Genomic DNA, 25,445 nt, shown 5'->3' on the forward strand with positions numbered 1-25,445 from the left:
AGGACCGAGGACTGAAGATGGCGTTACTCGATCTCGACCGAGAAGGCCGCCGAGCCGAGTTCCGCGCCATCCGCGGCCAGCACCTTCACTGTCCACGCGCCCTCGTCGCCCTTGCGGAAGGTGCGGTAGGCGTTGGTGCGGTAGGGCGAGCGCGGGACCTTCAGCTCCAGCTTGGTGGTGCGCTCGCCCTTCGCGAACGCCACGGTGATGGTGCTGTCGGCGGCGCCGGTGACCTTGGTCCAGGCGTAGAGCTTCGTGCCGGCGGCCACTTTGAAGGAGGCGGCCTCGCCCTGCAGTTCCATCTTTTCGATGCCGGTGCCGACCTTGATCTCGGCCGAGGCCTTGGCTTCAGGGGCCTGGGCGACGAGTGCCGCCGAGGCGAGGAGGGGGAGGAGGAAGGCCTGGCGCATGGAGGCTCCTTGGTGGAAAGGTGGCCCCATTCTGCGCCCGATCCCCGCCGGTGTCACCGCGTCGTGGGCTTCCGTCAGAAGGTGATCACCAGGGAGGTCGTGAACACGGTGTCGGTCTTCTTCAGCTGGAAGGGCACCTGGCCGAGGACCACCGGCGGCGTGGCCACGGGCGTCTGCACCACCTCCACCCCCATGGAAGCGGGCTTGTTCTTGTAGGTGATGTCGTAGCCCACCTTCAGGGCCAGCCGCGAAGACAGGGTCGTGGTGAAGCCGTTCCGCCAGACCGCCAGGTAGTTCTGGGTGTCCTTGAAGCTGTCGGAGAGGTTCAGCTCCGAGGTGAAGGTCGAGGCGGCGAAGAGCTTCTTCTCGAGTTTGGCGCCCAGCCGGAAAGTGGCGAATCCGTCCTCCGTCCCTGCAGGCCGGAACACCTGGGTTTCCTTGGTATAGCCCACGCCGGCATCCGTGAAGAACTTGGTGCGGTCCTCCTTGAGCCACCAATGGCCGAGTCCCACCAGCCCCGTGTACCGCGCTTCCAGACCTGCGGGAAGGTTGCGCTCCCAGCCGGCAGAACCGAACCACTGGAGCTGCTCGGTGAGGTTGTGGTCGTAGCGGAGGTTGGCGAAATAAGTCTCCGTGCTGGTCTGGGTGGTGCGGGTCTCCAGGACCGTGGCCGCGTCCAGGCTCGGCCCGAGGGCGCTGCGGGCCACGGTGGTGGTGGCCACGCGCACGCCTCCCGCATTGAATGCGAAGGCCGCGTTGGCCCAGGTGTACTTGAACTCGTTGGAGAAGCCGAGGCTCTGGCTCGAGGCGTTCCCTCCCACGGCCACATAGCTCAGGGCGGCCTTGTCCGACCAGGGGCGCGTGGGAGCAGCCGCCTCCTGAGCCGCCAGGGGCAGCAGCGCCGCTGGAATCAGCATCAGCAAAGACCGCGTGCGCATGGCCATCTCCTGAAAATTCCAGGCGATGGTACCCGCTTCTCGGTCGGGACGCACTCAGGCCACCCAGGTTTCCAGGCCTTCGAGGATGTCCCGCACGCCGGGGCCGAAGCGGGCATTGCTGAGCCAATCGAGGCCGGCGGGCAGGCCTTCGACCGCCGTCTTCACCCGGGCCCGGTGGCCCAGCTCAGGACGCGGGATGGCGCGTTCCGCGCGCTCGTGGCGCGTGGCCACGGGCTCGCCGAGGCTGGGAATCCAGAACTTCAGCCGCGCCTGGATGCCCTCCCAGGTCTCGAGGTCCGCGGGCTTGCCGAAGGCGCCGCCGATGAAGCTGCGGAGCTGCATGAGACCCTCCGGCGCGCTCTGGGGATCCATCCAGGACGGCACCAGGGAACCCAGGTATCCGCGGCCCTCGGGGGGATGGATGAGGAAACCGAAGCTGTCCTTCAGGGCCGGCAGCGGCGCGTGGCGGCTGTGCCAGAGATCCACGGAGGTATAGGGGATGGCGGCCAGGGCCTCGGCGCTTTGCGGAGCCACGGAGCCCAGCAGGATCGCGGCTTCATAGGCGGGCAGCGCCAGCACCACCCGATCGGCCTCGCGGATTTCGCCGCCGCCGCTCGCGCGCCAGCGACCGTCCGGCAGGGCCTCCAGCCGCTCGGCGCGGAGGCCAGATCGCACGGACGCCAGCTTGGCGGCGAGGCGGATGGGCAGCTGGCCCATGCCGCCTTCGGGCACCACCATGTGGCTCACGCCGCCCTTGCGGATGCCGTTTACCAGGCTGCCCGTGGCCTCCCACTGGCGCAGCTTGGGGATGGCGTCCACGGACAGGATCTCCGCAGGCGCAGCCAGCACCCCCGCGATCATGGACGGCAGCAGCTCCGTGGCCACGCCCTTGCCCAGGCGGCGGGTGATGAAGGCGCTGAGGCCCTCTTCAGGCTCCCCCGGCCGCACGGGCTGGAAGGGCTCCAGCATCATGCGGAGCTTGGCGCCCAGGGGCATCAGCGGCGAAGTCATCAGCCCCACGGGCGAGGCAGGCACGGGAATGAGCCGCCCGCCCTTTCCCACCCAGCGGGCGCCGGTACCCGGCGACTTGAACGGCAGGTCGATGGCGCTGAAGAGGCGGTCCACCGCCGTGCCCTTCTGCCACAGCACGCCCTGGGGCCCGGTCTCGAAGTGGCCGCCTTCCCAGGGCAGGGTCTTCATCCAGCCGCCCACCGTGGCCCCGGCCTCCCAGACCTCCACGGCCTCGCCGCGCTGCTGCAGGTGCCAAGCGGCCGCCAGGCCCGTCACGCCTCCGCCGAGGATCAGGGTGCTCATGGGAGGATCTCCAGAACGCGCCGCGCAAGGCAGCGGATGTAGGCGGGATCGATGCCGGGGGCGGCCACGCGGCGATAGGTGCGGATGCCCGCCTTGTCGGCCACATGCCGATACTCGATGTCCAGCTCGTGCAGGGTCTCGATGTGCTCGCTCACGAAGCTCATGGGCACGACGATCACATCCTTGCCGCCCATGGATTCCAGCACGCTCTTCAGGGGCGGTTCCAGCCAGCGCACGGGCCCCGTGCGGCTCTGGTAGGCCTGGATATAGTCGCCGGGGATGGCGCCAATGCGGGCGATGAGCGCCTCGCGGGTGGCGTGGATCTCCTTCTCGTAGGGATCCCCGGCTTCGATCTGGCGCACGGGCAGGCTGTGGGCGCTGAAGATCACGGTGGCCCCCGGGAGCTCGCTGAGCGCCGCCCGGAGCGGCCGTTCCAGCGAATCGAGGTAGTCGGGATCGGTGGCGTAGTGCTCCACCCCCGGCAGGATCTCCATACCGGCCTTCGCCGCCTCGATGGCCAGCTCCCGTAGGCTGGAGCCCGTGGTGGCGCGGCAGTCGTGGGGATAGAGCGTCACTGGCACCAGCTTGCGGATGCCCTCGCGCTTCAGGGCCTTCAGCAGCCCCTCGGCCCGCGGCGCGGCGTAGCGGAAGCAGAGCTTCACGGGCTCCGTGCGCCCCGCGGCGCGCAGAGTCGCGCGCAGCGCCGAAGCCTGGTAGGCGCTTTCCCGCAGCAGCGGCGAGCCGCCGCCGATCTCGGCGTAGCGGCCCTTCGCGCCGGGGGCCCGGAGCTTCGCGATGAGCCTCGAAAAAGGCCCCTGCAGCCAGGCCGGGCCCGGCAGCCGGATCAGGTCCCGGTCGCCGAACAGCGCCGCCAGGAACGGTTCCACCTGGTCCAGGTTCACCGGACCGCCGAGGTTCAGGAGCAGGATCGCCGTGTCTCGCATCGACTTCCACCTTACTTGAGACTTGCCGGAACATTCGTCACGGAACCCTGGACAGGTCCTGTGCGGACAGGAAATTCCGCCCGGGCCCGGGCCGACCCACTAGACTGATATCGAGACTGGAGATCAGCCATGCCCCTGTCCAACCCGCCCTCCCCCCTGGCCGCTTTCGCCACCCTGCCCGATGAGGCCCGCCTCTGGCTCCTGGCCTTCGATCGTCCCGTGGAGGCCGCCCTCCTGGCCCCCGAGGTTGAGGCGCTGCTGAGCCGCTGGCGCCACAAGGGTGTCGAGTATCACGCCACCTGGACCATCCTGGAAGGCCGCATCCTGGCCGTGGCGGAACCCACGCTGGCAACCCAGCCCTCGGGCTGCGCCATCGACGGCATGCTGCGCGGCATGCACCAGCTGGCCGGCCGCCTGAACCTGAGCCTGCTGGACCCCCAGGCTGTGCTCGCCCGGCTGCCCGGGGGCTTGCACGCTTTCGACCGCGCCGAGCTGGAGGCCCGCCTGGCGGACGGCACCCTGGAGGGGGCCACGCCGCTGCTGGACCTGACCCTCTTCAACCTGGGCGATCTGCGCCAGGGCCGCCTGGAGCGTCCCCTGGCCGCCACCTGGATCGGCCGGAAGTACCTGCGCGCCGTGCCTTCAGCCTGATGCGAGGCTGCGGAGCTCCGCTCCGCCCAATGAAAACGAGGCGGCCAAGCCGCCTCGTTTTCATTGGAATGACGAGGATCTAGAAGATCGACTCACCCGGCTTGCGGCGCCAGCCCTCGGAGCGCTTGGGCGCGTCCGCCTTGGGCTTGGCATCCTTGGCGGCGGCCAGCGTCTGCAGCAGGGAGCCACCCATCTTGGAGGCCACGCTCTTGGCCAGGGCCGGAGCCGCGGGGACCATCGGGGCGCTCACGGGGCCCGACACGGAACCCTCGGGGGCGGTGGCGGACTTGGCGGTGATCTCCTTCAGGCGCTTCTCGTACCAAACTTTCCGCTTGGGATCGATGACGCGCATGTTGGCGGCCTTCTCCCCCTTCTTGAGGACCTTGGGCTTGGGCTTCTCACGGTCTTCCCGCAACACGGAATCGGGCTTTGCAGCTTCTTCGAGGATCTTCGCCAGGTTGCCAAGGCCACGCAGGGTCATCATGTGCGGTTGTTACTCCAGAAGGGGCCACGGGCCACCGTTCATAAGAATAGCGGCAGAGCCTTTGCTTACATAGTGATTTTAGGCACGAGCTGCGTTTTTTTCGCCCCCCGGGGGTTCCCGGCGCCTGGGACACTGGACCCCATGGCAACCTCGACCGCCTCGATGAAGGCCCGGCTGGACGGGCTCTGCGCCCGCTACGACACGGCCGGGGCCCTGGAGAAGGATCCCCTCAGCCTCCCCCTCACCTATGAGGGTCCCCTGGACCGGGAGGTCGCCGCCTTCGTGGCCGCCCACCTGGCCTATGGGCGGGTGGACCCCATGATCCGGGCGGTACGGGCGGCCCTGGCCCCCCTGGGCCCGCGGCCCGCGACTTGGCTCCGGGAACGCTCCGAACCGGCCGCCGGGAAAGAACTGGACCGGGCCCTGGCCTCCTGGGTTTGGCGTTTTCATACCGGCGCCGACCTCACGGCCTGGCTGCTGGCCTGGAAGCGGCTCGATGCGGAGAGCGGGGCCGGCCTCGAAGCCCACTTGATTCCGGGCCCCGGGGAAGCGCCCGATGAGGGCCTCTCCCGGCTGGTGCAGCGGCTCCGGACCGACCTCCCGGCCTCCTACGGCGCCCGCTTCTCCCTGCCCGATCCCCACGAAGGCGCCGCCTGCAAGCGGTGGCGCATGTTCCTCCGCTGGATGGTGCGCTCGGGCTGGCCCGACCTCGGCCTCTGGACCCGCCTTTCCGCCGATCAGCTGATCATCCCCCTGGATACCCATGTGGCGCGGGTCTCGCGCTTCATCGGGCTCACCCGCCGCGCCACGCCCGACGGGAAGATGGCCCTCGAGATCACCGAGGCCCTGCGCCGCCTGGATCCGGCCGATCCCCTGCGCTACGACTTCGCCCTCAGCCACCTGGGCATCATGGGCGATTGCCCGGGAATCCGCAGCCTGCCGTCCTGCGCGCCCTGCCCCCTCGTGGCGGTGTGCAGGGCCGGCAAGCGCTGACCCGGAACCGGAGAGGCGGGCAGATCAGCGGGAACAGATCAGCGGGAACCGGCGGGAAAGCCCACGGACTGGGCCAGCAGGATGAGCTGATCCGGGCGGAGGGCGAGACGCGGAGCCAGGAGCCCCCGGTCCACATAGGCCCGGGCGCCCGTGGCCAGACCCGTCGAGGCGCAATAGAGATAGATGTTCTGGGAGATGTAGCCGGCATCGGCGTGGGCCCACTCCCGGCGCTGCTCCAGGGGACCCGTCCCCGTCTTCGCCAGGTCCGCCACCAGGACCAGCGTGACGGGGGCGTCCTGGACGAAGGTCTGGGTGCCCCCGTAGGCCCGCAGGTCGCCCGGCGCCACGGGATCGAGCCGGTGGGCCTGGGCCTGGTAGCGGTAGGCGCCCTTCTTCAGCAGGACATAGAGGTCGATCTCCTGGGTGTTCCTGGCCGAGGGCGCCGTGCGCTTCCCTTCGGGGCGGTTGACCCCGAAGGCGGCCCACAGGAGGTCCGAAAGCTGCGGCAGCGGCAGCTCCCGCCGGTCGAAGGCACGGGAGGTCGAGCGCAGGGCCAGGGTCTCCATGAGCGGCCGCCCGCCCGTCTTCTGGGGCGCCGGCAGCTCGAGCGGAGCCTGCGCCTGGGCGAGCAGCACACTCGTGGACAGCAGCGCGGAAGCAAGGGCGACGCCGATTTTCATCGAACACCTCGGGGACCATGAGCGCGGGGAAAATCGAGGTGGATACCCCGGCCCTGCTCGGTCTGCGGCCCCATCTTAGTCGAAGATGATCGAGAGGTTGGAAATTCCATCCGTGGGCCCGCGGCCTCCCGCCCAGGCACAAAGGGGCCGGGCTTACCACGGCACTCGGGGGAACGACTTAGGGCTGCTTCTTCCGATCTGACCCGGTTCATCGCACCCCGATGCATGGGGCCCGGCTTGGATTCAGACTACCCGGGAAGCGCCCCGCAGCACCAGCAGGAGGCCCCCCGGCAGAGGGGCACCGCTGCTTGAAGTGATGGATTTCATGGCCTTTTTTAATCAGTGGAAAAATACGGTGCCTGACCCTTGACACCCCTACATGTTGGGGCCATCCTTTTCTCCCGGCACAACCCCTAGAGGTCACCTCAAAGTTCCCCATGCTCTGGGGATGGCTTTGCGCGCCTCGTGGGAAGGCCGTGTCTTTCGAATCGTCCTTCTCCACTCCATCTCCCAGGACAGCCCATGAAGATCGCCCGCCACTTCACGAAGGCAGGTCACGACCCCCTGGAAGGGATCCCCTTCGTCCCCCGGACCAGCCGCATCTCCAAGCTCGACGGTACGGTGGTCTTCGAGGCCAAGGATGTGATGGTCCCGGACACCTGGTCCCAGGTGGCCGTGGACATCCTGGCCCAGAAGTACTTCCGCCGGAAGGGCATCGACGCCCAGAACGGCGGTGAGAAGGATGCGCGTCAGGTCTTCCACCGGCTGGCGGGCTGCTGGCGGCACTGGGGCGAGACGCACGGCTACTTCGATTCCGCCGAGGACGCCCAGGCCTTCTACGACGAGCTCACCCTCATGCTCGCCAAGCAGATGTGCGCCCCCAACTCGCCGCAGTGGTTCAACACGGGCCTGCACTTCGCCTACGGCATCTCCGGCCCCGCCCAGGGCCACAGCTTCGTCGATCCGAAGACCGGCGAGATGATGAAGTCCACCTCGGCCTATGAGCGCCCGCAGCCCCACGCCTGCTTCATCCAGAGCGTGGCCGACGACCTCGTGAACGAGGGCGGCATCATGGATCTGTGGACCCGCGAGGCCCGCATCTTCAAGTATGGCTCCGGCACGGGCACCAACTTCTCCAAGGTGCGCGGTTCCGAAGAACCGCTGTCGGGCGGTGGCCGCAGCTCGGGCCTCATGAGCTTCCTGGCCGTGGGCGACCGTGCCGCCGGCGCCATCAAGAGCGGCGGCACCACCCGTCGCGCCGCGAAGATGGTCTGCCTCGACCTGGATCACCCCGACATCGAGGCCTTCATCGACTGGAAGGTCACCGAGGAACGCAAGGTGGCCATGATGGCCGCGGGCAGCGCCGTGGTGCGCCGCCACTGGGATGCCATCTGCAAGTCCGTGGAAGGCTCCACCAGCAAGGACGCCGACCCGCACACCAACGAGGCCCTCCGCAAGGCCCTGGCCCGCGCCAAGCGCGAGGGCGTGCCAGCCGCGTTTCTCACCCAGTGCCTGGGCCGCCTGGCCGAGGGCGACTTCGCCCGGGATCTGGCCGGCTACGACACCTCCTGGGACGGCGAGGCCTACCTCACCGTGGGCGGCATGAACTCCAACAACTCCGTGCGCGTGCCTGACGCCTTCATGCGCTCCCTGGAGATGGACGGCGACTGGGAGCTGAAGCGCCGCATCGACGGCAAGACCAGCAAGAAGCTCCGCGCCAAGGATCTCTGGGAGAAGGTGAACCGCGCCGCCTGGACCTGCGCCGACCCCGGCATCCAGTTCAACACCACCATCAACGACTGGCACACCTGCCCCGAAGACGGCCCCATCAACGCGAGCAATCCCTGCTCCGAGTACATGTTCCTCGACGACACCGCCTGCAACCTGGCCTCGCTGAACCTGTGCACCTTCCTCACGGATGACGGCGGCTTCGACCTCGCGGGCTACCGTCACGCCATCCGCCTCTGGACCGTGGTGCTCGAAGTCAGCGTGCTCATGGCGCAGTTCCCCAGCGAATCCATCGCCAAGCTCAGCTACGACTTCCGCACCCTGGGCCTCGGCTACGCCAACCTGGGCGCCATGCTCATGCGCATGGGCATCCCCTACGACAGCGTCGAGGGCACCCAGTGGTGCGCGGCCCTGACCGCCCTCCTCACCGGCGACGCCTACGCCGCCAGCGCCGAGATGGCCCACGAACTCGGACCCTTCCCCGGCTACCAGAAGAACGCCGCGCACATGCTGCGGGTCATCCGCAACCATCGGCGCGCCGCCTACAACGCCCCGGCCTCGGAGTACGAGCAGCTCTCCATCCGACCCCAGGGCCTGCACGGCGCTGGCGTGCCCAAGCGCATCGTCGAGGCCGCCCGCGAGAGCTGGGACACGGCGCTGACCTACGGCGAGCAGTGGGGCTTCCGCAATGCCCAGGTGACGGTGCTGGCGCCCACGGGCACCATCGGCCTGCTCATGGACTGCGACACCACCGGCGTCGAGCCCGACTTCGCCCTCGTGAAATTCAAGAAGCTCGCCGGCGGCGGCTACTTCAAGCTCGTGAACAGCGCCATCCCCGAGGCCCTGGCCCGCCTGGGCTACGCGCCCACGCAGATCCACGAGATCGAGCGCCATGTGGTGGGCTGGCAGCAGATCACCGATGAGACCCCCGGCATCACGCGCAGCATGCTGAAGGGCGCGGGCTGGGCCGAGGAGGAGATCGCCTCCGTGGAGCAGAAGCTCCCCACGGCCTTCGATCCCGCCTACGCCATCGATGTGGAGCGCCTGAAGAACGACTTCAGCCCCGAGCAGGTGGAGACCTTCCTCCTGGCGCTCAGCGGCACCATGACCGTGGAAGGCGCGCCCCACCTCAAGGACGAGCACCTGCCCATCTTCGACTGCGCCAACCGCTGCGGCCGCACGGGCCGCCGCTACATCGCCCCGCAGGGCCACCTGAGGATGATGGGCGCCGCCCAGCCCTTCCTCAGCGGCGCCATCAGCAAGACCATCAACCTGCCCGCCGAAGCCACCGTGGCTGAGATCGGCAGCATCTACGAAGCCAGCTGGCAGCTCATGCTCAAGGCCGTGGCGCTCTACCGCGACGGCTCGAAGATGAGCCAGGCCATGGCCACCAACCTGGACCTGCTGGACGGCGTCGACACCCTGCTCGACGAGCAGGCCACCGGCACCGAGAAGACCCCGGCCGTGGCCCAGGCGCTGACCAACCAGCTGGTGCGCACCTACCGCCGCCGCCTCCCCAACCGCCGCGGCGGCTACACCCAGGCGGCCACCATCGGGGGCACCAAGCTCTACCTCCGCACCGGCGAATACGAGGACGGCAGCCTCGGCGAGATCTTCCTCGACATCCACAAGGAGGGCGCCGCCTTCCGCGCCGTGCTCAACTGCTTCGCCATCGCCGTGAGCATGGGCCTGCAGCACGGCGTGCCGCTGGAAGAGTTCTGCGACGCCTTCCTGTTCACCCGCTTCGAGCCCGGCGGCATGGTGGCGGGCAGCGACACCATCAAGCTGAGCACCAGCCTCATCGACTTCGTGTTCCGGGAACTGGCCATCAGCTACCTGGGCCGCTACGACCTAGCCCATGTGGAGCCCGAGCAACTCGTGAACGCCGCCACCGGCCTGCGCCCCAACAGCCAGGCCCCCGGCGCGAACCTGCCGAACCTGCCCACGGGCACGCCCCTGCCCTTCCCCGAAGCTGTTGCCGGAGCCACCGGGAGCGCCGCTGCGCCCGCCCCGGTCCAGCCCGTCCTCCAGCCGGTCACCGTGGGCGCCCGGAGCACCGTCTCGGCGGCCCAGGCCGCCCGCGAGAAGGGCTACACCGGCGACCCCTGCCCCGAATGCGGCCACCTCACCCTCGTCCGCAACGGCGCCTGCATGAAGTGCCAGACCTGCGGTGCGACCACGGGCTGCAGCTAGGAAAGCGATCCACCGCGGAGGATGCGGAGCGCGTAACGAAGGGCGGGAGCGATCCCGCCCTTCGTTATGTCATTCGTGCCCCTCCGTGTTTATCCGTGGCAGATCCTTCCTCCCCGCCACAAGATAGCTTCATGCCCGACCCCCTCGACCCCATCGCCCTGGACCTGGCCTCGGACCCGGAGCTGGGGCCGTTGTTGGCGGCGCATCCGGACATCGCGCCGCTGCGGTTCCGGGATGGGGAACGGCTGGTGGTGGAGGGGGAGGATTCACAGGATCTGTTCATCGTGCGCAAGGGCAGCCTGGTGGTGGAGAAGGCCCTGCCGGACGGCACGCTGCGGCCCCTGGCCCAGCTGCAGTGCAGCGAGGACGCGCCCTGCATCGTGGGCGAGATGGCCTACTTTGGAGCCCAGCACCGCACAGCCACGGTGCGCGCCGTGGGCAGCTGCCAGGCCCTGCACCTGAAGCCCGCCCACCTGGACGCCATCATGGCGGGTTTCCCCGGCCTCACCCGCATCCTCTGCCGCCAGTTCACCTCGCGCCTGAAGGAAGCCAACGATGAGCTGCGCGACCTGCGGGCCCGCTTCGATCTGGCCGCCCAGCGCCGCATGGTGCAGCCCGGCGAGGTGATCTTCGAGGCGGGGGCGAAGGCCGACACCCTGTTCCAGCTGGCCCTGGGGACCGTGCGCCTCGCTGAGGCCGCCGGCGCGCGCCGGGTGCGTGCGGAGGATCTGCCCAGCGGCTACCTGGACCTGGCGGCCTACCTGCGCCAACACCCGCACGCCGCCACGGCCACCGCCGAAGAGGGCTGCTTCCTGGCGGTGATCCCGGCTTCGCGTCGCGTGGCCTTCCTGCGCACCCAGCCGGAGCTGGCGCTGCAGCTGCTGGAGGCCGGGGGGGACTGACGGCCTCAGGCCCCGGCTTCAAGCCCGGCTTCGGCCAGGGCCGCGTCCAGCATCCACCGCGCGATGCTCAGCGGGCCGGGCAGCGGCGGCAGGGCATCCAGACGGAACCAGCGGGCGTCCTCCAGCTCGGCGGGATCGGGCCGCAGGTCGCCCGCAAGGTGTTCGGCCAGGAAGGCCACCATGAGCCCGTTGGGAAAGGGCCAGGGCTGGCTGCCGAAGTACCTCAGGCCCTGGACGCGAATGCCCAGTTCCTCGGCCACCTCCCGGTGCACGGCCTGCTCCAGGGACTCGCCGGGTTCCGTGAAGCCCGCGATGGCGCTGTACACGCCGGGCTTGAAGTGGGGCGACCGTGCCAGGGCCAGTTCCCGGTTCCGGCCTTCCCCGCGCGAGATGAGCACGATGATGGCCGTGGCGTTCGAGGGGAAGGCCGCCAGGCCGCAGGCCGGGCAGCGCCGGCCGTGGCCTTCGCCGGGCTCCAGGGCCGTGGCGCACCGGCCGCAAAAGCGGTGGCCTGCCTCCCACTCCAGCCACTGGTAGGCCCGGCCCGCTCGGACCCAGGCCTCGAGATCCATCCGCGCGAAGGCCTCCCGGAGGCTCAGGGTCTCCACGCCTTCGGGCACGGGCTGCTCTTCGGCCACCTTCAGGGCCAGATGCCCCTCGGGCAGCCGCAGGCTGATCTTGGCCTCGACCTCGGGCAGCGCGGGTCCCGAGGGAAGCCACAGGCGGTCCCCCTGGAAGATGATCCGCACCTCGCTCACCCCTCCTCCCGGCCGACGGCCTGGCTAGTGCCGGTCATGGCCCTTGCGATCGTCGCGGCGGTCATCCCGCTTGTCCTGGCCCTTGTGCTTGCCCTGGTCGTGGCGCTCCCGCTTGGGCTTCCGCTCCACCCGGCGGCCTTCCCGGCCTTCCCTCGGGGCGCGTGGCGCCGTGGGCGCCGGGGCCGGCTTCTTGGAGAGGCCCAGGGGATCCGGAAGGTTCAGCGGATTGGGGATCTGGGCCAGGAGCAGGGAACTGCCGAACATCAGGGCCATCAGCGTGCGCGTCATGCGGGTCAAGCAGGTCATGGGGTTCCTCCCGGGACGGGGTCTGCAAGAGGCAGCGTTCCCGCCGTGCCGAAGTCCCATGCTACTCCCTTGCGGAGCACGACCCCGGTCCGGCGGTTCCCGCTACACGAAGGCCACCGCATGCACGGGCGGCAGGTGCTCGGCGAGGGTGAGCCAGCTGTCGCCGCCATCCTCGCTGATCCATACCGACCCGGTGGTGGAGCCGAAGGCCAGGCGCTCGCCGCTGGCATCCAGGTCCAGCGCGTGGCGATAGACCAGATCGTAGGCCCAGGCCTGCGGCAGGCCCTTGTGCAGGGTCTCGAAGGTGCGGCCGCCGTCGCGGGTGCGGTTCACCACCACGCGCCCCTCGGCGGGAATGCGGCGCTCGTCCTTGATGGCCGGCACGAACCAGGCCGTGTCCGGATCCTTCGGATGCACCATCACGGGGAAGCCGAAGACCGAGGGCTTCACCTCCGTGATCTCCGCCCAGCTCATGGCGTTGTCGGTGCTGCGGAAGATGCCGTTGTGGTGCTGCACCCAGTAGGTGTCCGGGGCCGCGGGGCACTGCACCATGCGATGGGGATCCTGGGATTCGGGCGCGTAGACCAGCTCGGGTGGCGCATAGTCCGCGCGCATGCCCGCGGTGTGGGCGGTCCAGGTCCGGCCGCAGTCGAGGGTGATCCACACGCCGCCGCTGGAGACGGCCACCGCCACGCGGTGGCCGTCCCGGGGATCCACACAGATGGAATGGATCCCTGGCACATCGGCGCCACCGCCAGCCCACTTGCGGCGGTCGGGAAGGTTCCAGAGGGATTCGACCATCTGCCAGGTGTCCCCGTGGTCCTCGCTCCAGAAGAGGCCCCCGGGGAGCGTCCCCGCCCAGAGCAGACCCGGCTGCGAAGCGAGGCCCGGGGCCAGGCACCAGAAGCGGATGAGCCGCCAGGGGATTTCGCGGCCCAGGAAATCCTTTTCGACATGGCCCTCGGGCGGCGTGGGATAGGCGGGCACGCCGATCTCCTCCCAGCTGACGCCGCGGTCCCTGGAGCGGTGCAGCTTCGCGCCGAAGTGGCCGTGATCCAGGGCCGCATACCAGGCGCCGTCCCGCGGGTCCTGCTGGGTCAGCGACACATTGTCGCCCAGGAAGGACACGCCCTCGAGGGCCCAGCCCCCCTTCCCCTGCCGCCGGGCGGCGAAGAGTCCCTTGCGCGTCGAGATCAGCAGCTGGTCGGACATGTCAGCCTCCGGAAAGGGCCTGCATGACGAAGATCTCGCCGGCCGCGGGCACGGGGTCCCTCAGCCCCCTCCGGTCGGAGATGGGCTCGCCATCCACGAAGATCGCCATATGGAAGCGCAGGGCACCGTGCTCATCCAGCACATAGCCGCGGGCCCGGGGATAGAGCGCGAAGGCCGCCTCCAGGCTCTCCTTCACCGTGGCGCCGCCCACGGCGCAGGGCGGGCACGGCACATGGCGCTGGAGGTTGCCGGTGAAGGTGACGCGGGGCATGGAGATCCCTGGGACCCGCCAATCTCCGCCCTTCACGGCCGGGTGTCAAGCTGTGGGGACAATTACTTTTCGGGCAACCGGCGCGACCTTCCATGGGGGGCCGGCGCTACCTCCCGAGCGGCCGATGCCACCGCTCCCGGTGGGCCTCGGCCTTCAGCCGCTCCTCCTCCCTCCGGACCCGGGCCTCGATGAATTCCTCATCCTCGAGGCGCGTGGGATCCGGGAGGGGCCGCCCCTCCAGATCATGCAGGGGCGCGGAGCGGCGTTCCACGCCGATGATCCTGCTCCACGCCTGACGCCGTTCGATCGGTACGACCATGGTCCACCTCCGGCTCAAGGCAAGAATAGGTCCCGGGGATCGTCACGCCATTGTCAAAAAAAACGCAGGGGACCAAGTCCCCTGCGTTTTCAGAAAAAACCGATGACCGTCTAGATCAGGCCCAGCTGCTTCACGGCCTGGCGCTCCTCGTCGAGCTCCTTGGCGGTGGCGTCCATCTTGGCGCGGCTGAAGGCGTTGATCTCCAGGCCCTTCACGATCTCCACCTGGCCGTTCTTCACGGTGACGGGGAAGCCGTAGACCAGACCCTCGGGCACGCCGTAGCTGCCGTCGGACACGAAGGCCATGCTGGTCCAGTCGCCCTCGGGGGTACCCAGCGCCCAGGAGCGCATGTGCGCGATGGCGGCGTTGGCGGCGCTGGCGGCGCTGCTGAGGCCGCGAGCCTCGATGATGGCCGCGCCGCGCTTGGCCACGGTGGGGATGTACGAGGTCTCATACCAGGCGTGATCATTGACCAGGTCGTACGCGTTCTTGCCGTCCACGGTGGCGTGGTAGAGGTCCGGGAACTGGGTGACGCTGTGGTTGCCCCAGATGGTCATCTTCTTGATGGCGGTGACAGGCTTGCCGGTCTTCTCGGCCAGCTGGGAGATGGCGCGGTTGTGATCCAGGCGCACCATGGCGTGGAACTGGGTGGGCTTGAGCTTGGGCGCGTTGGAGAGCGCGATGAAGGCGTTCGTGTTGGCGGGGTTGCCCACCACCAGCACCTTCACATTGCGGCTGGCCACTTCGCTCAGCGCGTTGCCCTGGGGCTTGAAGATGCCGCCGTTGGCGTTCAACAGGTCGGCGCGCTCCATGCCGGCCTTGCGCGGCAGGGCGCCCACCAGCAGGGCGTAGTCCGCATCCTTGAAGGCCACCATGGGGTCGTCGGAGGTGACCACACCCGCCAGCAGGGGGAAGGCGCAGTCATTGAGTTCCATGACGACGCCGTTCAGCGCCTTCAGGGCCGGGGTGATCTCCAGCAGCTGGAGGATGACCGGCTGGTCCTCGCCCAGCATCGCGCCGCTGGCGATGCGGAAAAGCAGGCTGTATCCGATCTGACCGGCAGCGCCGGTGACGGCAACGCGAACGGGGGGCTTCATGCTGGATCCTCCTGGGAGATGGCTCATTCTATACCTCACCTCGGACTCATCGAACCGTGGGGCTGGGAATCCGTGACGCATGTCCGCACACGGGCCAGCCATCTGGAAAGTTCCGCGATCCACCAGCCGATAGGATGGATTCGGCCCCACCATGCGCGTAACCCTCTCCCGAATCCTGCAAATCCTCCTTCTCACCAGCCTGGCCCTGGTTGCCCAGGCCGTGGGCATTCCCGCCTCCGGGCGCATGGTCTTCCGCGCCTATGGCCCCTCCGAAGGCCTGGAGCACACCAGCCTCACGACCCTGGCCCAGGACTCGACGGGCTTCCTCTGGATGGGCACCGAAGGGGGCGCCTACCGATTCGACGGCACCAGCTTCCGTCTCTGGAGCCTGCCCGAGGGCCTGCCCTCGGCCTGGGTGCGCACCTTCGGGCCCGCCCCTGACGGCAGCCTGTGGATCGGCACGCGCGCCGGGCTGTGCGTGCTGCGTGAGGGACGCATCCACACTCTGGAACCGGGCGACCCGCTGGCCTCCGCCCGGATCCACCACATCCTCCACGATGCCAAGGGCCAGATCTGGGTCGCCGCCGAATCGGGCCTGTTCCGCAGCATCGGCCGCGGCCAGCGCTTCGCCCCCGTCCAGGGGTGGCCCGGTGGCCCGGCCTATTCGCTGGCCCTGGGCACCCACGGCCTCTGGGTGGGCGGAGCCTCGATCCTCCGGTACCGCGACGAGGACGGCGCCTGGCGGGCCTACGGCGCCCCGGAAGGCGTACCTGCCGAACCTGTGAAAGCCCTCCTGGTGGGGTCCTCCGGCACCCTCTGGGCCCGGACGCCCAGCCAGCTGCGGGTGCTTCGCCCCGGCGCCGCCCGCCTGCTTCCGCCCTCCAGGGGCCTACCGCCCCTGGCCGTCAGCTTCTACGAGGAGACCCTCAGCCCGGACGGTCAGGGCGGCGTGTTCGTGCCGACGGCCAAGGGCCTCCTGCTCTTCCAGGAATCGGGGATCTGGAAGCTCCTGGACGAAACCCGGGGCCTGCCGTCGGGATGGGCCAACCAGGCCCTGGTAGACCGGACGGGAAACCTCTGGGTGGCGAGCTTGGGCCTGCACCGGCTTCAGGGCAGCGGGACCTGGGAGAACTTCACACGGCTGGACGGGCTCCCGGCCGACAACACCTGGGGCCTGGTCCGCGACCGCGCCGGTGTGCTCTGGATCGGGACCAGCAGCGGCCTCGCGCGCATGAGGCCCCGCGGGCCTGAGAATCGGGGCCCTCGCGGGCCTGAGGCCTACGCCCCGGGCACAGGGCTCGTCCTCTATGCCCTCAAGGAAGCCCCCGACGGGGCCATCTGGGGCGCCGGGGAACATCCCTTCCTGGTGCGCGTCAGCCCGGACCGTGCGCGGCTGACGCGCATCCCCCTGCCTCCTTCCCCGAGCCTCGCGGTGCCGGTGGCCCTGGCCTTCGATCGGACAGGTTCCCTGTGGATCGGCACCTCGAACGACGGGCTCTGGCAGCTGAGCGACCCTTCCGGCCGCGCCACCTACCAGCGGGCGGAGATTCCCGGCGCGGGCGACCTCGGGCAGATCACGGCCCTGCACCTGGATGCGCGGGGCCGCCTCTGGGTGGCCACGGGCCGCGGCCTGGCCTGCCTCGACCAGGGCCGCTGGCGCCTCTGGGGCCGGGACATCGGCCTGCGGAACGCGCCCCTGTGGGCTCTGGCCCCGCTATCAGACGGCACGGCCTGGATCGGCTACCTCGAGCCCATGGGCCTCACCCGCGTGGACCTCAAGGGCGATGCCCCCCGCGTGATGGAGCAGAGGACGCGGCGGGACGGCCTGGCCAGCGACTCGGTGTACAGCCTGGCGGCGGATGCCTCCGACCACCTGTGGGTGGGTGGCCCCCGAGGCGTGCAGCGGCTCGATGAGCGGGGAGGGCGGCTCTTCCGGCGGGAGGACGGTCTGGCGGGCACGGACTGCAATCCCTTCGCCACCTGGGTGGATGCGGATGGCGGCGTCTGGTTCGGCTCCACGGCGGGCCTCCTCCATCACCACGACGCCGAAGGACCGCCCCCGGGGACATGGCCTGCGACGATCCTGGTCTCCCTCACCCTGGGTTCCCGCCAGTGGGACCGGCCGATGACCGGCGAGGGCCTGCTCGGCACGGTCCCGTACGGGGAGCGCACGCTGTCCGCGCGGTTCAGCTCCCTGGCCTTCGAACATGAAGGGCGGCTGCGGTTCCAGGGCCGCCTGGTGGGCCTGGAGGACAGCTGGGTCGACCTGCCCGGCCGGGAGCTCCGCTACCCCGCCCTGCCCCCGGGCACCTACCGCCTGGAGGTGCGCGCCCTGCTCGAGGACGGCGGTCCGGGGCCGGTGACCTCCGCAGCCTTCCAGGTGCTGCCGCCCTGGTGGCTCCGCTGGTGGGCCTGGCTCATCTGGGGCGGGCTCGCCCTCTCCCTGGGCCTGGCCGGCCTCGGCTGGCGCGTCCGCTGGCTCCGGCGCCGCAACGAAGAACTGAAGGTCCTCGTCCATCAGCGCACCGAGGCGCTGGAACTGAGCAACCTCGCCCTCACCACCATCTCCACCACCGACCACCTCACGGGCCTCCGCAACCGCCGCTATCTCGCGGAGGAGCTTCCGTCCGTGCTGGCCCTCGCGCTGCGGACCCGGCGCGAACGCGCCGGGTCCGAGCCCGCTACCGACGCCTGCATCGTCTTCGCCATGCTGGATCTCGATCACTTCAAGCGCGTGAACGACACCTGGAGCCACGCCGCCGGCGACCTGGCCCTGAAGCAGGTGGCGGATGTGCTGAAGCACGAGGCCCGCGAATCCGACTTCCTCGTCCGCTGGGGCGGCGAGGAGATTCTGTTCGTGGGGCACACCAGCGACCTCGAAGGCGCCGCGGCCGTGGTGTCCCGCCTGCACCAGGCCATCCGCAATCATCCCTTCGACCTGGGCCTTCCCACGCCGGTCTCCCTCACCTGTTCGATCGGGTATTCCCTCTTCCCCTTCCAGCCCGATCACCTGGAGGGCGCCTCCTGGGAGGACCAGGTCCGCGTGGCCGACCGCTGCCTCTATGCCGCGAAGCGCTCCGGCCGGGACGGCTGGGTGGGCGTGGCGGGACGGCCCGGATCGGCCCCGGGCCTGGCCCAGCGCTTCGACCAGGCTCCCTCCCTGTGCGTCCAGGGCGGCACCGTCGATCTGCTCAGCGGTCCCTGGAAGGTGATGAGCCTTCACTGGGACTAGAGTTTGGCCTCGAGGTCCTTCACCACCTGCTCGCCGCCCAGGTGCCGCATCTGATTGAGGATCCAGCTCTGGCGGCCCCGGATGTACTCGCTGGGGGCGTTCGCGCGGAACTTGCGGGGGTTGGGCAGCACGGCCGCCAGCAGGGCGGCCTCACTGGCGGTGAGGCGCCGGGCGGACTTGCCGAAGAAGGTGCGCGCCGCGGCCTCGGCGCCGTAGACGCCGTCGCCGAACTCCACGATGTTCAAGTAGACCTCCAGGATCCGCTTCTTCGACCAGCCCACCTCGATCAGCAGCGTGAACCAGGCCTCCAGGCCCTTGCGGGTCCAGGAGCGGCTGTTCCATAGGAAGAGGTTCTTCGCCGTCTGCTGGGAGACCGTGGAGGCGCCCCGCTTCCGGCGGCTGTGCTCGTTGTGCTGCACGGCCTTCTCGATGGCCTGCCAGTCGAAGCCGAAATGATCCGTGAAGTTCTGATCCTCCGCCGCGATCACCGCCGCGCCCAGGCTGGGCGAGATCTCCTCCAGAGGGGCCCAGCGGTGGTGCGAGACATAGGGCTTGTCGCTGGACCAGGATTCGATGCGCCGCTGCACCATCAGGCCCGAGACCGGCACCGGCACGAACCGGAAGACCAGCACCAGGACGAGGTTGAAGGCCAGGAACACGCCCACCGCCCAGCCCAGCCCCACCAGGAGCCGTCGCATCCAACCACGCTTCGTCTTCGCCATCGTGTGCTTCCCGGCCAAAACAACAGTCTGCCATCCTCGGCGCCGATGAATGGGAATCGGCTCCGGAATGTCCGCCTCCAGCGGCGCCCGGGCCCGGAGAGCCCCGCGGATGTCCATCGAACACGAGCAGCGGAAATACCCCCGCCTGAGCACCACCAGCCGCGTGTACGGACTCCGCTTCCAGGTCAAGGGCGTCGACATCCACGACTGCCGCCTGGTGAATCTCAGTGCGGGAGGCTGCGGCGTGGAGATCCAGATGGCCGATGCCCGGAATCTGGAGGTGGGCGATGTCCTGGAGTCGCTCTACCTGGATCACCCCGACATGCCCCTGGTGCCCCTCTCCGCCGTCATCCTGCGGATGCTTGGCAAGGTGCCCGGCAAGACCCTCGGCTATGTCCTCGTCGGCATGGAGTTCCGGGGCATCACGCCCTTCGTGCGCGGCCTCATCGCCGACCATGTGGCCGCCCAGCTCGCCCGCGCATGAGCCGCGGATGGATCCAGGCCCCGAGGGTCATGGCCGGCCCTGCGGGTGCCGATGAGAAGCGCCATGAGAAGCCTGAGGCCGTGACGGATCCATGAGGCAAGCATCCCTCGACATCTTCCTGGACCGGCTCGATCCGGCCTCGCGGGCCGATCAGCTCGCCTTCTTCCGGACCGTCGCCGCGGCGGGTCCTGCGGCCGTGGAGGAACTGGCCGGCCGCGTCCGCCGGGTCTCCTGCCCGGCCGGCCTGAAGCAGCTCACCCTCGAGTTCGCCTACTACTACCCTTGGGAGGACTGGCTCCCCGTGCTGGACCGCCTGCTCCGGCACGAGAACGACCTGGCGCGCTTCGAGTCGGGTGTGCGCGCGCTCGGGCGCATGGGGACGCCCCCCGCCATCGGCCTCCTGAAGGAGCTGGCCCAGGGCCGCGCGACACCGGGCTTCCGCGAAGCCGTCGAGGCCGTGCTCGGCGAATGCGATCCCGCCGAGGCCTTTCAGCACCACTTCTCCCGGCTTCTGCAGGGCAGCGCCCAGCCCGCCGATGCCAACGAGGGCGCCCACCAGCTCGAGAATCTCCTCACCCCCGATAGCCTGGAGGCTCTCAAGGAGGCCGTGAACCACCCGGACCTCCTGGTGTTCCGCCATGCGCTCCGCCTCGTGGGTCTGGTGCCCTCCGAAGCGGCCGCGGTCTTCCTGCTGGACTACCTGCAGGAGACCCACCTGGATGCCCTGGAGGACCGCGAGGCCCGGGCCCTCCTCGCCACCTTCCGCAACCTTCCGCGGGCCGAGGTCCAGGAACATGCAGGCCAGGCCCTCGCCGCACGCTGGGGGGAACGCCAGCCCGAGGCCGCGGCGGACCTGGCTTCCGGCCAGGCCCATCGCATCCGGGCCGGGGCCGCCGCGCTCCGCGAAGGTCAGCCGGGGATCTTGGATGCCTTCCTCCTGGACGCACTCCTCGCCGCCACCGAGGAGAAGCCCACCCACCTGGCGCGCTTCCTGGGCCAGGCTGGCGACGCGGCCCAGCAGCGGATCCGGCGCCTCGACTTCGCCATCGACGCCGCGGCCCAGGGGCTCGCGGCCCTCGCCGGCCAGGGTTTCATCGAGACCGCCCGCCTGCTGCCCGGCCTCGCGGAATCCCTGCGTCAGAACACGGGCCACGCCGGCGTGGCCGGGGCCTTGGCCCAGGTGGTGCCCCCCGAGGCCCAGGACCTGCTCGACCTGCTGCTGGACGCACCCGACGGCGCCCTTCGTGCCGCCGCCGTGGAGCTCCTGGGCGCGCGGAAGGACCCGGCCCTGCGGCCCGCGCTCCTCAAGGCCCAGCGGGACGCCATCGCCGACATCGCCGACCGGAGCCTCTGGCACCTGGGCCAGCTGTCGGATCCCGCCGGAACGGCGCGGGCCTTTCTCGCCGACCCCGATCCCGAGCAGGTCCAGGTGGGCCTCCGTTTCGCCGCCATGCACCGGCTGCAGGAGCTGGTGCCGGATCTCCTCACCCTCGTGGAGGCGGAAAGCCGCGAAGCCGTGCTCATCGCCGCCCTGGAGGCCCTGGGCGCCATCGGGGCTCTCCAGGCGGTGGAGCCCCTCCTGGCGCTGCTGCATTCCGGCCAGTCGCCTCGCCTCCAGATCGCCCTCGCGGAGGCCCTCCGCGACCTGGGCAGCGCCGAGGGGGCCCTCGGCCTCTGCGCCAAGGCCCGCGAATTGAATGTCCCAGTGCTGCACGCGGTGGCCGTGGAGGCCCTCGCCCGCATCCATGGCGATCCGGAGCGGCCCCTGTCCGCTCCCGCCACGGCGGCCCTCATCAGGGCCGTCCAGGGCGGCTGGTCCGACCGGAATCCCTGGCCCCTGCGCCGCCGCATGGCCGACGCCCTGCTGACCATCCACGCGGAGGATCCGGACCTCTGGACCGAACTGTCGGACCTCTTCCAGGGGGCCCTCGCCGAAAAGCGGCCGCCCGGCGAGGTCTCCCCCGATGACCTGGCCCGCCTCCAGGCCTGCGCCCGGTCGCTGGCGCTGCTGGCGACGCTCTGAGCCGGCCTCGACAGGACGGCACCACCCGGGGCATCCTCCCAAGCGGAGGACGGCATGAGCGAGAACCTGACGGGACCTGAACTGGTGGCCCTGGTGCAGCGGGTGTTCCAGCCCCGGGCGGGCGAAGGCGCCGTGGCCATCCTCGTGGACCTGCCGGATGCCAAGGTGCCGGATGACGCGAATTGGGCCGCCCGGCGCGACATCGCCGCCGCCTGGGCCCGCGAGCTGGCCGCGCACCGCGCCGAGCTGGGCCTGGACACGCACCTGGTGGTCTACCCCAATGTCCACACCAACAACGGCGACCTGCCGGAACGGGCCTGGCTCCACGCCGGCGGCCCCCTGCCCTCGGCCGACTCGCTGGATCCCGCGGCCTCCGTGAGCTTCGCCGACCTCTATGCCGGTCATCCCATCCTCATCGCCCTCACCAAGTTCTCGGCCACCGCGCCCCTGAAGATGGCGGCCAAGAAGCACCCCATCCGCGCCGCCACCATGCCCGGCTTCCGGGCCGACATGATCCCCGCCCTGCGCCTGGACTACGCCGAGGTGAACCGCCGCGTGAACCTCCTGAAGGACCTGCTGGACCGGGCCGAGGGCGCGGCCTTCCGCTTCGCCACGCCCGGCGGCCCCTGCGACCTGCAGGTGGACCTGCGCCACCGCACGGGCCACGCCTCCGGCGGCCTGCTGCCCCAGCCCGGCGTAGCGGGCAACCTGCCTTCGGGCGAGGCCTACATCGTGCCCTACGAGGGCGAGCGCGACGGCGATCCCAGCCGCACGGCGGGCGTGATGCCGGTGCAGTTCGGGGCCGAGATCGTGCGCTACCGCATCGAGCAGAACAAGGCCCTGGAAGTGATCAGCGAGGGGCCCAAGTCCCGCGAAGAGGCCGCCCTGCTGGCCCGGGAGCCCGCCTACGGCAACCTCGCCGAGCTGGGCCTGGGCGTGCTGGCCGCCTTCGGCGTGAAGCCCATCGGCGAGATCCTGCTGGACGAGAAGCTGGGCCTGCATCTGGCTTTCGGCCGCAGCGACCACTTCGGCGGCCAGGTGGGCCCCAAGGACTTCAGCGGCCCCGAAGCCGTCATCCACATCGACCGCGTGTATGTTCCCGAAACCCAGCCCGAGGTGAAGGTCGTGAGCGTGGACCTGGCCATGGCCGACGGATCACGCGTCGCGCTCATGCGCGATGGGGCGTACTCCGTGGGGTTCTGATCAGGCAGAGGATCGCAGGTTGGCGATGGTGGCCTGCATGAGCGCCACCACCTTGGGGGCGGATCCGTCCCCGGAAATGGCCAGCACCTCGCCTGTGCAGACCGTGAGCGACCGGCCCGCGTTCTGCACCTTGCCGATGGCCAGGAAGCGGTCCCCGAGGGCGGGCCGCAGGAGGTTGATCTTGAACTCGGCGGTGACGACCTCGCAGCCCGGTGGCGCCTTCGTCAGCGCGGCATACCCGCAGGCGCTGTCGAGGATGCTGGTGATGGCGCCCGCGTGGAGGAAGCCGTGCTGCTGGGACAGCCGCTCCGAAAAGGGCAGCGCGATGTGCACCTCGCCCTCCGCCACCCGGACCAGCTCGGCCCCGAGCGTGGTCATCAGGCCCTGGGCCTGGAAGCTGGTGGTGATCCGTTCCTGAAGGTCGGTCATCGACATGGGGTCAGTCCGATCATGGTTCCCGCCGATACACACCAGTGCCATTGCAGGTCTTGCAATCAATGACGACCTTGAGGCTTCCATGGCATTTCTTGCAGGGAAGCTGGACGGACCCACTGCCAGCGCACTTCGCACAGGCAGAGGCGAATGCCTTCTGGGTTTTGAGGCCCTTGCAGCGGGGGCATGGCATGCCATCCCGGAGCACCCCCTTGGCGTCGCAACGGGCGCACGGCCCCGAGGCTTGGGAATAGGTGCCGGTCCCCGAACATTTTCGACAGCTCAAGGCCACGGCGCCCTTTCCACCGCAGAGGTCGCACGCCACGGATAGGTGGCCGCTGCCCTCACATCTCAGGCACAGGACGCCAAGGCCTGCGGGGGAGAAACGCTTGGAGGAGGGTTTGGGATCACTCATCCGTGAAGAATGGTTCAAAGCCCCTCCCCGGGGAAGGTCCAATGGTCGTGAGGCGAGGCCCGACTTCAAATCGGGCCTGCCTCTGCCCGTCATGCGCCGAGGTTCGCCAAATCAGACTTGGCATCCTCCGGTTCGGCCATGAGAAGCCTGTTCTTGGGCGTGATGTCTCCCGGGATCACCTGCGTGAACACCCGGTACCCCTGGAAGCGCAGCCGTGCGGCGCGGGTGGCATCGATGGCCAGCGGGCCATCCAGCCAGCCCTCCAGGCCCCCGAGATCGGCCTTCTGCAGATTGTGGCAGCAGGGCAACACCGCCACGCAGGCCCGGGCCGCGGCCGCCCGTTCCAGGATCAGATCGGTGAGCCCGCCGCAGGCGTGCGCAGAGACGATCAGATCATCTCGACCCAGTGGCACCGCCCGCAGATCGGACTCGAGGTACCTGACCCGGCCCTGCAGCCGTGGCCAGTCCCTGCACAGCGATGCCTCCAGCGTGGCGGCACTCTTCGGGATCCGCTGATCCACGGCCAAGGCCGACGGAGAGGTGTCATCCAGCAGGAGGAGGATCTGGGCCACCAGACCATGCCCACAGGCCAGATCCACCACCCGCCTCCCCCGGAATCGGCGCCGCACCCTTCGAGCCACTTCCCAGGCCTCGTAAAGCTCCTTGCGCGGCAGGCAACCCGCACGGCAGACAGCCCTGGCAATGGCCTCGAAGAGGGTGTCCCCTGCAAATTGAGGAAGCAGTTTTTCCGTCAGCCGATTGCGAGAAGAGCGATCCATGGAATCAGAAGATCCTAAGAGAAGAATTGGAAGGATGAAAAAGTTAGGCCCCGCCTAATGAAGGAAGCGAACCGAACCCGCCTGTGCCAAGACGATGAGTGTCGCCGGGAGAGCGAAACGATGATTGAGCCCGAGAGGCCATGCAAGAGGGAGGTCAATTTGAGCGGGGGGGTATGCACTATCGGCGCAAATGTGGTTTCAGGTGGCTTTCGATTGCGGTGATGGCCGAAGTGAGTTCTCGCGCATATTCATCTGGTTCATCTTCGGAAATTTCATAGAGAACATCTCGTTTCTTATTCTTGATATCAATGTAAGCCTTCTTGGTTTCGGGTTCTGTCACTGGGTTAATGATTGTGATGTAGTTAAGTACAGCAAGAAACAACTCTCGTTCTAGCTTATGTATTGGCTCAATTAGAGCGTTGAGTGCTTTTCCCCAAAGAATCTCTGCTTCGAGGAGTTCTGCTTGGAGATCAATTCGAACCTCTATGACACGATCCCAGCGTTTTTGGTAGGCACCTGATATTCCATAAAAATGAAGTTGCTCAGAATTCATTTTCTTCGCCTCTTCTTCGGGAGGGTGAGGTTGTTCATTCACCCACACTGCGGGATTCCTAACGTTTTTGAGAGCATCGCGATGACGGTACACGGCCCGCAGTACTCGTCGCGCTAGATCGTATTCACTTGTCCCGCGAAGTTGGCGATTCCATGTGTTCAGCCCTCGAATAGCGACATAGATGCCGACTAGTGCCCCGCAGGTAAGAACAATGTCCTTGATTACTGTGAGCATCAGACTGGCCTCGCACATTAGATGCCTAATTAACTGTTAGACAGCGATGAACAATGAGGACGGTAATGGGATCACTCTCCCACCACCGCTCCTCCTCGTCCATCACCGGCTTGCTTGGCTTTTCTTCGTGTCCTGGTCTCTTCTCGGTATCGCCTGCGCCGATACGCG

General features: G+C 68.9%; 24 protein-coding genes and 1 other RNA gene. 8 read left to right on the top strand and 17 right to left on the bottom strand.

What is annotated here, in order from left to right; translation table 11 throughout:
* Nucleotides 1-23: 23 nt before the first annotated feature.
* From QZ647_RS07200 to hemH, 4 genes are all read right to left on the bottom strand, one after another.
* Nucleotides 24-410 (bottom strand): DUF2914 domain-containing protein, encoded by a 387-nt coding sequence (locus QZ647_RS07200; RefSeq protein ID WP_291271504.1) that lies wholly within the window; start codon nt 408-410, stop codon nt 24-26.
* A gap of 74 nt (nt 411-484) precedes the next feature.
* Nucleotides 485-1,348 carry a DUF481 domain-containing protein gene (locus tag QZ647_RS07205; protein ID WP_291271505.1) on the bottom strand — a complete coding sequence of 288 codons (864 nt, stop codon included), beginning with the start codon at nt 1,346-1,348 and terminating at the stop codon, nt 485-487.
* Nucleotides 1,349-1,402: 54 nt separating this feature from the next.
* Nucleotides 1,403-2,662 carry an FAD-dependent oxidoreductase gene (locus QZ647_RS07210; protein WP_291271506.1) on the bottom strand — a complete coding sequence of 420 codons (1,260 nt, stop codon included), beginning with the start codon at nt 2,660-2,662 and terminating at the stop codon, nt 1,403-1,405.
* Nucleotides 2,659-3,606: a ferrochelatase gene (hemH, locus tag QZ647_RS07215; protein WP_291271507.1), complete on the bottom strand. Its 948-nt coding sequence runs from the start codon at nt 3,604-3,606 to the stop codon at nt 2,659-2,661. Before hemH ends, QZ647_RS07210 begins: the two co-directional genes overlap by 4 nt.
* Before the next feature lie 129 nt (nt 3,607-3,735).
* On the opposite strand from hemH, the gene QZ647_RS07220 reads away from it, so the two are divergent.
* Nucleotides 3,736-4,257 (top strand): hypothetical protein, encoded by a 522-nt coding sequence (locus QZ647_RS07220; RefSeq protein ID WP_291271508.1) that lies wholly within the window; start codon nt 3,736-3,738, stop codon nt 4,255-4,257.
* Nucleotides 4,258-4,336: 79 nt separating this feature from the next.
* Here the strand turns inward: QZ647_RS07220 and QZ647_RS07225 are convergent, their stop codons facing one another.
* Complete coding sequence (locus tag QZ647_RS07225; protein ID WP_291271509.1) at nt 4,337-4,741, bottom strand: hypothetical protein; 405 nt, start codon at nt 4,739-4,741, stop codon at nt 4,337-4,339.
* Between the two features lie 141 nt (nt 4,742-4,882).
* Here QZ647_RS07225 and QZ647_RS07230 point away from each other — a divergent pair, with 141 nt between their 5' ends.
* Nucleotides 4,883-5,734 (top strand): TIGR02757 family protein, encoded by an 852-nt coding sequence (locus QZ647_RS07230; RefSeq protein ID WP_291271510.1) that lies wholly within the window; start codon nt 4,883-4,885, stop codon nt 5,732-5,734.
* Between the two features lie 38 nt (nt 5,735-5,772).
* Here the strand turns inward: QZ647_RS07230 and QZ647_RS07235 are convergent, their stop codons facing one another.
* Together QZ647_RS07235 and ffs are read right to left on the bottom strand one after the other, a co-directional pair.
* Nucleotides 5,773-6,414, bottom strand: coding sequence for a SagB/ThcOx family dehydrogenase (locus tag QZ647_RS07235; protein ID WP_291271511.1), 642 nt, complete (start codon nt 6,412-6,414; stop codon nt 5,773-5,775).
* Between the two features lie 142 nt (nt 6,415-6,556).
* Nucleotides 6,557-6,652: signal recognition particle sRNA small type (ffs, locus tag QZ647_RS07240), an RNA gene on the bottom strand.
* 284 nt (nt 6,653-6,936) lie between these two features.
* Between ffs and QZ647_RS07245 the strand changes: the two genes are divergently transcribed.
* Together QZ647_RS07245 and QZ647_RS07250 are read left to right on the top strand one after the other, a co-directional pair.
* A complete protein-coding gene (locus tag QZ647_RS07245; protein WP_291271512.1) occupies nt 6,937-10,335 on the top strand; it encodes an adenosylcobalamin-dependent ribonucleoside-diphosphate reductase in 3,399 nt (1,132 codons plus the stop codon).
* A gap of 131 nt (nt 10,336-10,466) precedes the next feature.
* A complete protein-coding gene (locus QZ647_RS07250; RefSeq protein WP_291271513.1) occupies nt 10,467-11,237 on the top strand; it encodes a cyclic nucleotide-binding domain-containing protein in 771 nt (256 codons plus the stop codon).
* Nucleotides 11,238-11,242: 5 nt separating this feature from the next.
* On the opposite strand, the gene nudC is transcribed toward QZ647_RS07250, so the two are convergent.
* The 6 genes from nudC to QZ647_RS07280 all read right to left on the bottom strand — a co-directional run bounded on the left by nudC (nt 11,243) and on the right by QZ647_RS07280 (nt 15,200).
* Complete coding sequence (gene nudC / locus QZ647_RS07255; RefSeq protein ID WP_291271514.1) at nt 11,243-11,995, bottom strand: NAD(+) diphosphatase; 753 nt, start codon at nt 11,993-11,995, stop codon at nt 11,243-11,245.
* A 24-nt stretch (nt 11,996-12,019) separates the two neighbouring features.
* Nucleotides 12,020-12,301, bottom strand: a complete 282-nt coding sequence (locus tag QZ647_RS07260) for a hypothetical protein (protein WP_291271515.1) — start codon at nt 12,299-12,301, stop codon at nt 12,020-12,022.
* Between the two features lie 102 nt (nt 12,302-12,403).
* The gene (locus tag QZ647_RS07265; RefSeq protein WP_291271516.1) at nt 12,404-13,513 is read right to left on the bottom strand and encodes a sialidase family protein; all 1,110 of its coding nucleotides are present in this window, start codon (nt 13,511-13,513) and stop codon (nt 12,404-12,406) included.
* 1 nt (nt 13,514) lies between these two features.
* Complete coding sequence (locus QZ647_RS07270) at nt 13,515-13,784, bottom strand: MoaD/ThiS family protein (protein ID WP_291271517.1); 270 nt, start codon at nt 13,782-13,784, stop codon at nt 13,515-13,517.
* Between the two features lie 106 nt (nt 13,785-13,890).
* The gene (locus tag QZ647_RS07275; protein ID WP_291271518.1) at nt 13,891-14,103 is read right to left on the bottom strand and encodes a hypothetical protein; all 213 of its coding nucleotides are present in this window, start codon (nt 14,101-14,103) and stop codon (nt 13,891-13,893) included.
* Between the two features lie 110 nt (nt 14,104-14,213).
* A complete protein-coding gene (locus QZ647_RS07280) occupies nt 14,214-15,200 on the bottom strand; it encodes a malate dehydrogenase (RefSeq protein WP_291271519.1) in 987 nt (328 codons plus the stop codon).
* Nucleotides 15,201-15,351: 151 nt separating this feature from the next.
* Here QZ647_RS07280 and QZ647_RS07285 point away from each other — a divergent pair, with 151 nt between their 5' ends.
* Nucleotides 15,352-18,432: a ligand-binding sensor domain-containing diguanylate cyclase gene (locus tag QZ647_RS07285; RefSeq protein ID WP_291271520.1), complete on the top strand. Its 3,081-nt coding sequence runs from the start codon at nt 15,352-15,354 to the stop codon at nt 18,430-18,432.
* On the opposite strand, the gene mtgA is transcribed toward QZ647_RS07285, so the two are convergent.
* A complete protein-coding gene (mtgA, locus tag QZ647_RS07290) occupies nt 18,429-19,154 on the bottom strand; it encodes a monofunctional biosynthetic peptidoglycan transglycosylase (protein WP_366526136.1) in 726 nt (241 codons plus the stop codon). The two genes, QZ647_RS07285 and mtgA, sit on opposite strands and share 4 nt — an antisense overlap.
* A 109-nt stretch (nt 19,155-19,263) precedes the next feature.
* On the opposite strand from mtgA, the gene QZ647_RS07295 reads away from it, so the two are divergent.
* The 3 genes from QZ647_RS07295 (at nt 19,264) to QZ647_RS07305 (ending at nt 22,864) form a co-directional block, all read left to right on the top strand.
* Nucleotides 19,264-19,638, top strand: a complete 375-nt coding sequence (locus QZ647_RS07295; protein WP_291271522.1) for a PilZ domain-containing protein — start codon at nt 19,264-19,266, stop codon at nt 19,636-19,638.
* A gap of 91 nt (nt 19,639-19,729) precedes the next feature.
* Nucleotides 19,730-21,661 (top strand): HEAT repeat domain-containing protein, encoded by a 1,932-nt coding sequence (locus QZ647_RS07300; protein WP_291271523.1) that lies wholly within the window; start codon nt 19,730-19,732, stop codon nt 21,659-21,661.
* 54 nt (nt 21,662-21,715) lie between these two features.
* Nucleotides 21,716-22,864: a hypothetical protein gene (locus QZ647_RS07305; protein WP_291271524.1), complete on the top strand. Its 1,149-nt coding sequence runs from the start codon at nt 21,716-21,718 to the stop codon at nt 22,862-22,864.
* On the opposite strand, the gene QZ647_RS07310 is transcribed toward QZ647_RS07305, so the two are convergent.
* From QZ647_RS07310 to QZ647_RS07320, 3 genes are all read right to left on the bottom strand, one after another.
* A complete protein-coding gene (locus QZ647_RS07310) occupies nt 22,865-23,293 on the bottom strand; it encodes a PaaI family thioesterase (protein WP_366526156.1) in 429 nt (142 codons plus the stop codon). It lies immediately after the preceding gene.
* Nucleotides 23,294-23,800: 507 nt separating this feature from the next.
* Nucleotides 23,801-24,490: a methyltransferase gene (locus tag QZ647_RS07315; RefSeq protein WP_366526137.1), complete on the bottom strand. Its 690-nt coding sequence runs from the start codon at nt 24,488-24,490 to the stop codon at nt 23,801-23,803.
* Nucleotides 24,491-24,668: 178 nt separating this feature from the next.
* Nucleotides 24,669-25,277 (bottom strand): hypothetical protein, encoded by a 609-nt coding sequence (locus QZ647_RS07320; protein ID WP_291271527.1) that lies wholly within the window; start codon nt 25,275-25,277, stop codon nt 24,669-24,671.
* Nucleotides 25,278-25,445: the final 168 nt, after the last annotated feature.

Origin of the sequence: Geothrix sp., assembly GCF_020622065.1 — a bacterium.
Lineage (GTDB): Bacteria > Acidobacteriota > Holophagae > Holophagales > Holophagaceae > Geothrix.

What these genes read in the sequence shown, in the direction of transcription:
- QZ647_RS07250 (WP_291271513.1), top strand. Translation starts at nt 10,467, where the DNA reads ATGCCCGACCCCCTCGACCCCATCGCCCTGGACCTGGCCTCGGACCCG.
- QZ647_RS07205 (WP_291271505.1), bottom strand. Translation starts at nt 1,348, where the DNA reads ATGCGCACGCGGTCTTTGCTGATGCTGATTCCAGCGGCGCTGCTGCCC.
- QZ647_RS07230 (WP_291271510.1), top strand. Translation starts at nt 4,883, where the DNA reads ATGGCAACCTCGACCGCCTCGATGAAGGCCCGGCTGGACGGGCTCTGC.
- QZ647_RS07210 (WP_291271506.1), bottom strand. Translation starts at nt 2,662, where the DNA reads ATGAGCACCCTGATCCTCGGCGGAGGCGTGACGGGCCTGGCGGCCGCT.
- QZ647_RS07310 (WP_366526156.1), bottom strand. Translation starts at nt 23,293, where the DNA reads ATGACCGACCTTCAGGAACGGATCACCACCAGCTTCCAGGCCCAGGGC.
- QZ647_RS07295 (WP_291271522.1), top strand. Translation starts at nt 19,264, where the DNA reads ATGTCCATCGAACACGAGCAGCGGAAATACCCCCGCCTGAGCACCACC.
- QZ647_RS07280 (WP_291271519.1), bottom strand. Translation starts at nt 15,200, where the DNA reads ATGAAGCCCCCCGTTCGCGTTGCCGTCACCGGCGCTGCCGGTCAGATC.
- QZ647_RS07315 (WP_366526137.1), bottom strand. Translation starts at nt 24,490, where the DNA reads ATGGATCGCTCTTCTCGCAATCGGCTGACGGAAAAACTGCTTCCTCAA.
- mtgA (WP_366526136.1), bottom strand. Translation starts at nt 19,154, where the DNA reads ATGGCGAAGACGAAGCGTGGTTGGATGCGACGGCTCCTGGTGGGGCTG.
- QZ647_RS07270 (WP_291271517.1), bottom strand. Translation starts at nt 13,784, where the DNA reads ATGCCCCGCGTCACCTTCACCGGCAACCTCCAGCGCCATGTGCCGTGC.
- QZ647_RS07285 (WP_291271520.1), top strand. Translation starts at nt 15,352, where the DNA reads ATGCGCGTAACCCTCTCCCGAATCCTGCAAATCCTCCTTCTCACCAGC.
- QZ647_RS07200 (WP_291271504.1), bottom strand. Translation starts at nt 410, where the DNA reads ATGCGCCAGGCCTTCCTCCTCCCCCTCCTCGCCTCGGCGGCACTCGTC.
- QZ647_RS07300 (WP_291271523.1), top strand. Translation starts at nt 19,730, where the DNA reads ATGAGGCAAGCATCCCTCGACATCTTCCTGGACCGGCTCGATCCGGCC.
- QZ647_RS07235 (WP_291271511.1), bottom strand. Translation starts at nt 6,414, where the DNA reads ATGAAAATCGGCGTCGCCCTTGCTTCCGCGCTGCTGTCCACGAGTGTG.
- QZ647_RS07265 (WP_291271516.1), bottom strand. Translation starts at nt 13,513, where the DNA reads ATGTCCGACCAGCTGCTGATCTCGACGCGCAAGGGACTCTTCGCCGCC.
- QZ647_RS07225 (WP_291271509.1), bottom strand. Translation starts at nt 4,741, where the DNA reads ATGATGACCCTGCGTGGCCTTGGCAACCTGGCGAAGATCCTCGAAGAA.
- QZ647_RS07320 (WP_291271527.1), bottom strand. Translation starts at nt 25,277, where the DNA reads ATGCTCACAGTAATCAAGGACATTGTTCTTACCTGCGGGGCACTAGTC.
- hemH (WP_291271507.1), bottom strand. Translation starts at nt 3,606, where the DNA reads ATGCGAGACACGGCGATCCTGCTCCTGAACCTCGGCGGTCCGGTGAAC.
- QZ647_RS07260 (WP_291271515.1), bottom strand. Translation starts at nt 12,301, where the DNA reads ATGACCTGCTTGACCCGCATGACGCGCACGCTGATGGCCCTGATGTTC.
- QZ647_RS07305 (WP_291271524.1), top strand. Translation starts at nt 21,716, where the DNA reads ATGAGCGAGAACCTGACGGGACCTGAACTGGTGGCCCTGGTGCAGCGG.
- QZ647_RS07220 (WP_291271508.1), top strand. Translation starts at nt 3,736, where the DNA reads ATGCCCCTGTCCAACCCGCCCTCCCCCCTGGCCGCTTTCGCCACCCTG.
- QZ647_RS07275 (WP_291271518.1), bottom strand. Translation starts at nt 14,103, where the DNA reads ATGGTCGTACCGATCGAACGGCGTCAGGCGTGGAGCAGGATCATCGGC.
- QZ647_RS07245 (WP_291271512.1), top strand. Translation starts at nt 6,937, where the DNA reads ATGAAGATCGCCCGCCACTTCACGAAGGCAGGTCACGACCCCCTGGAA.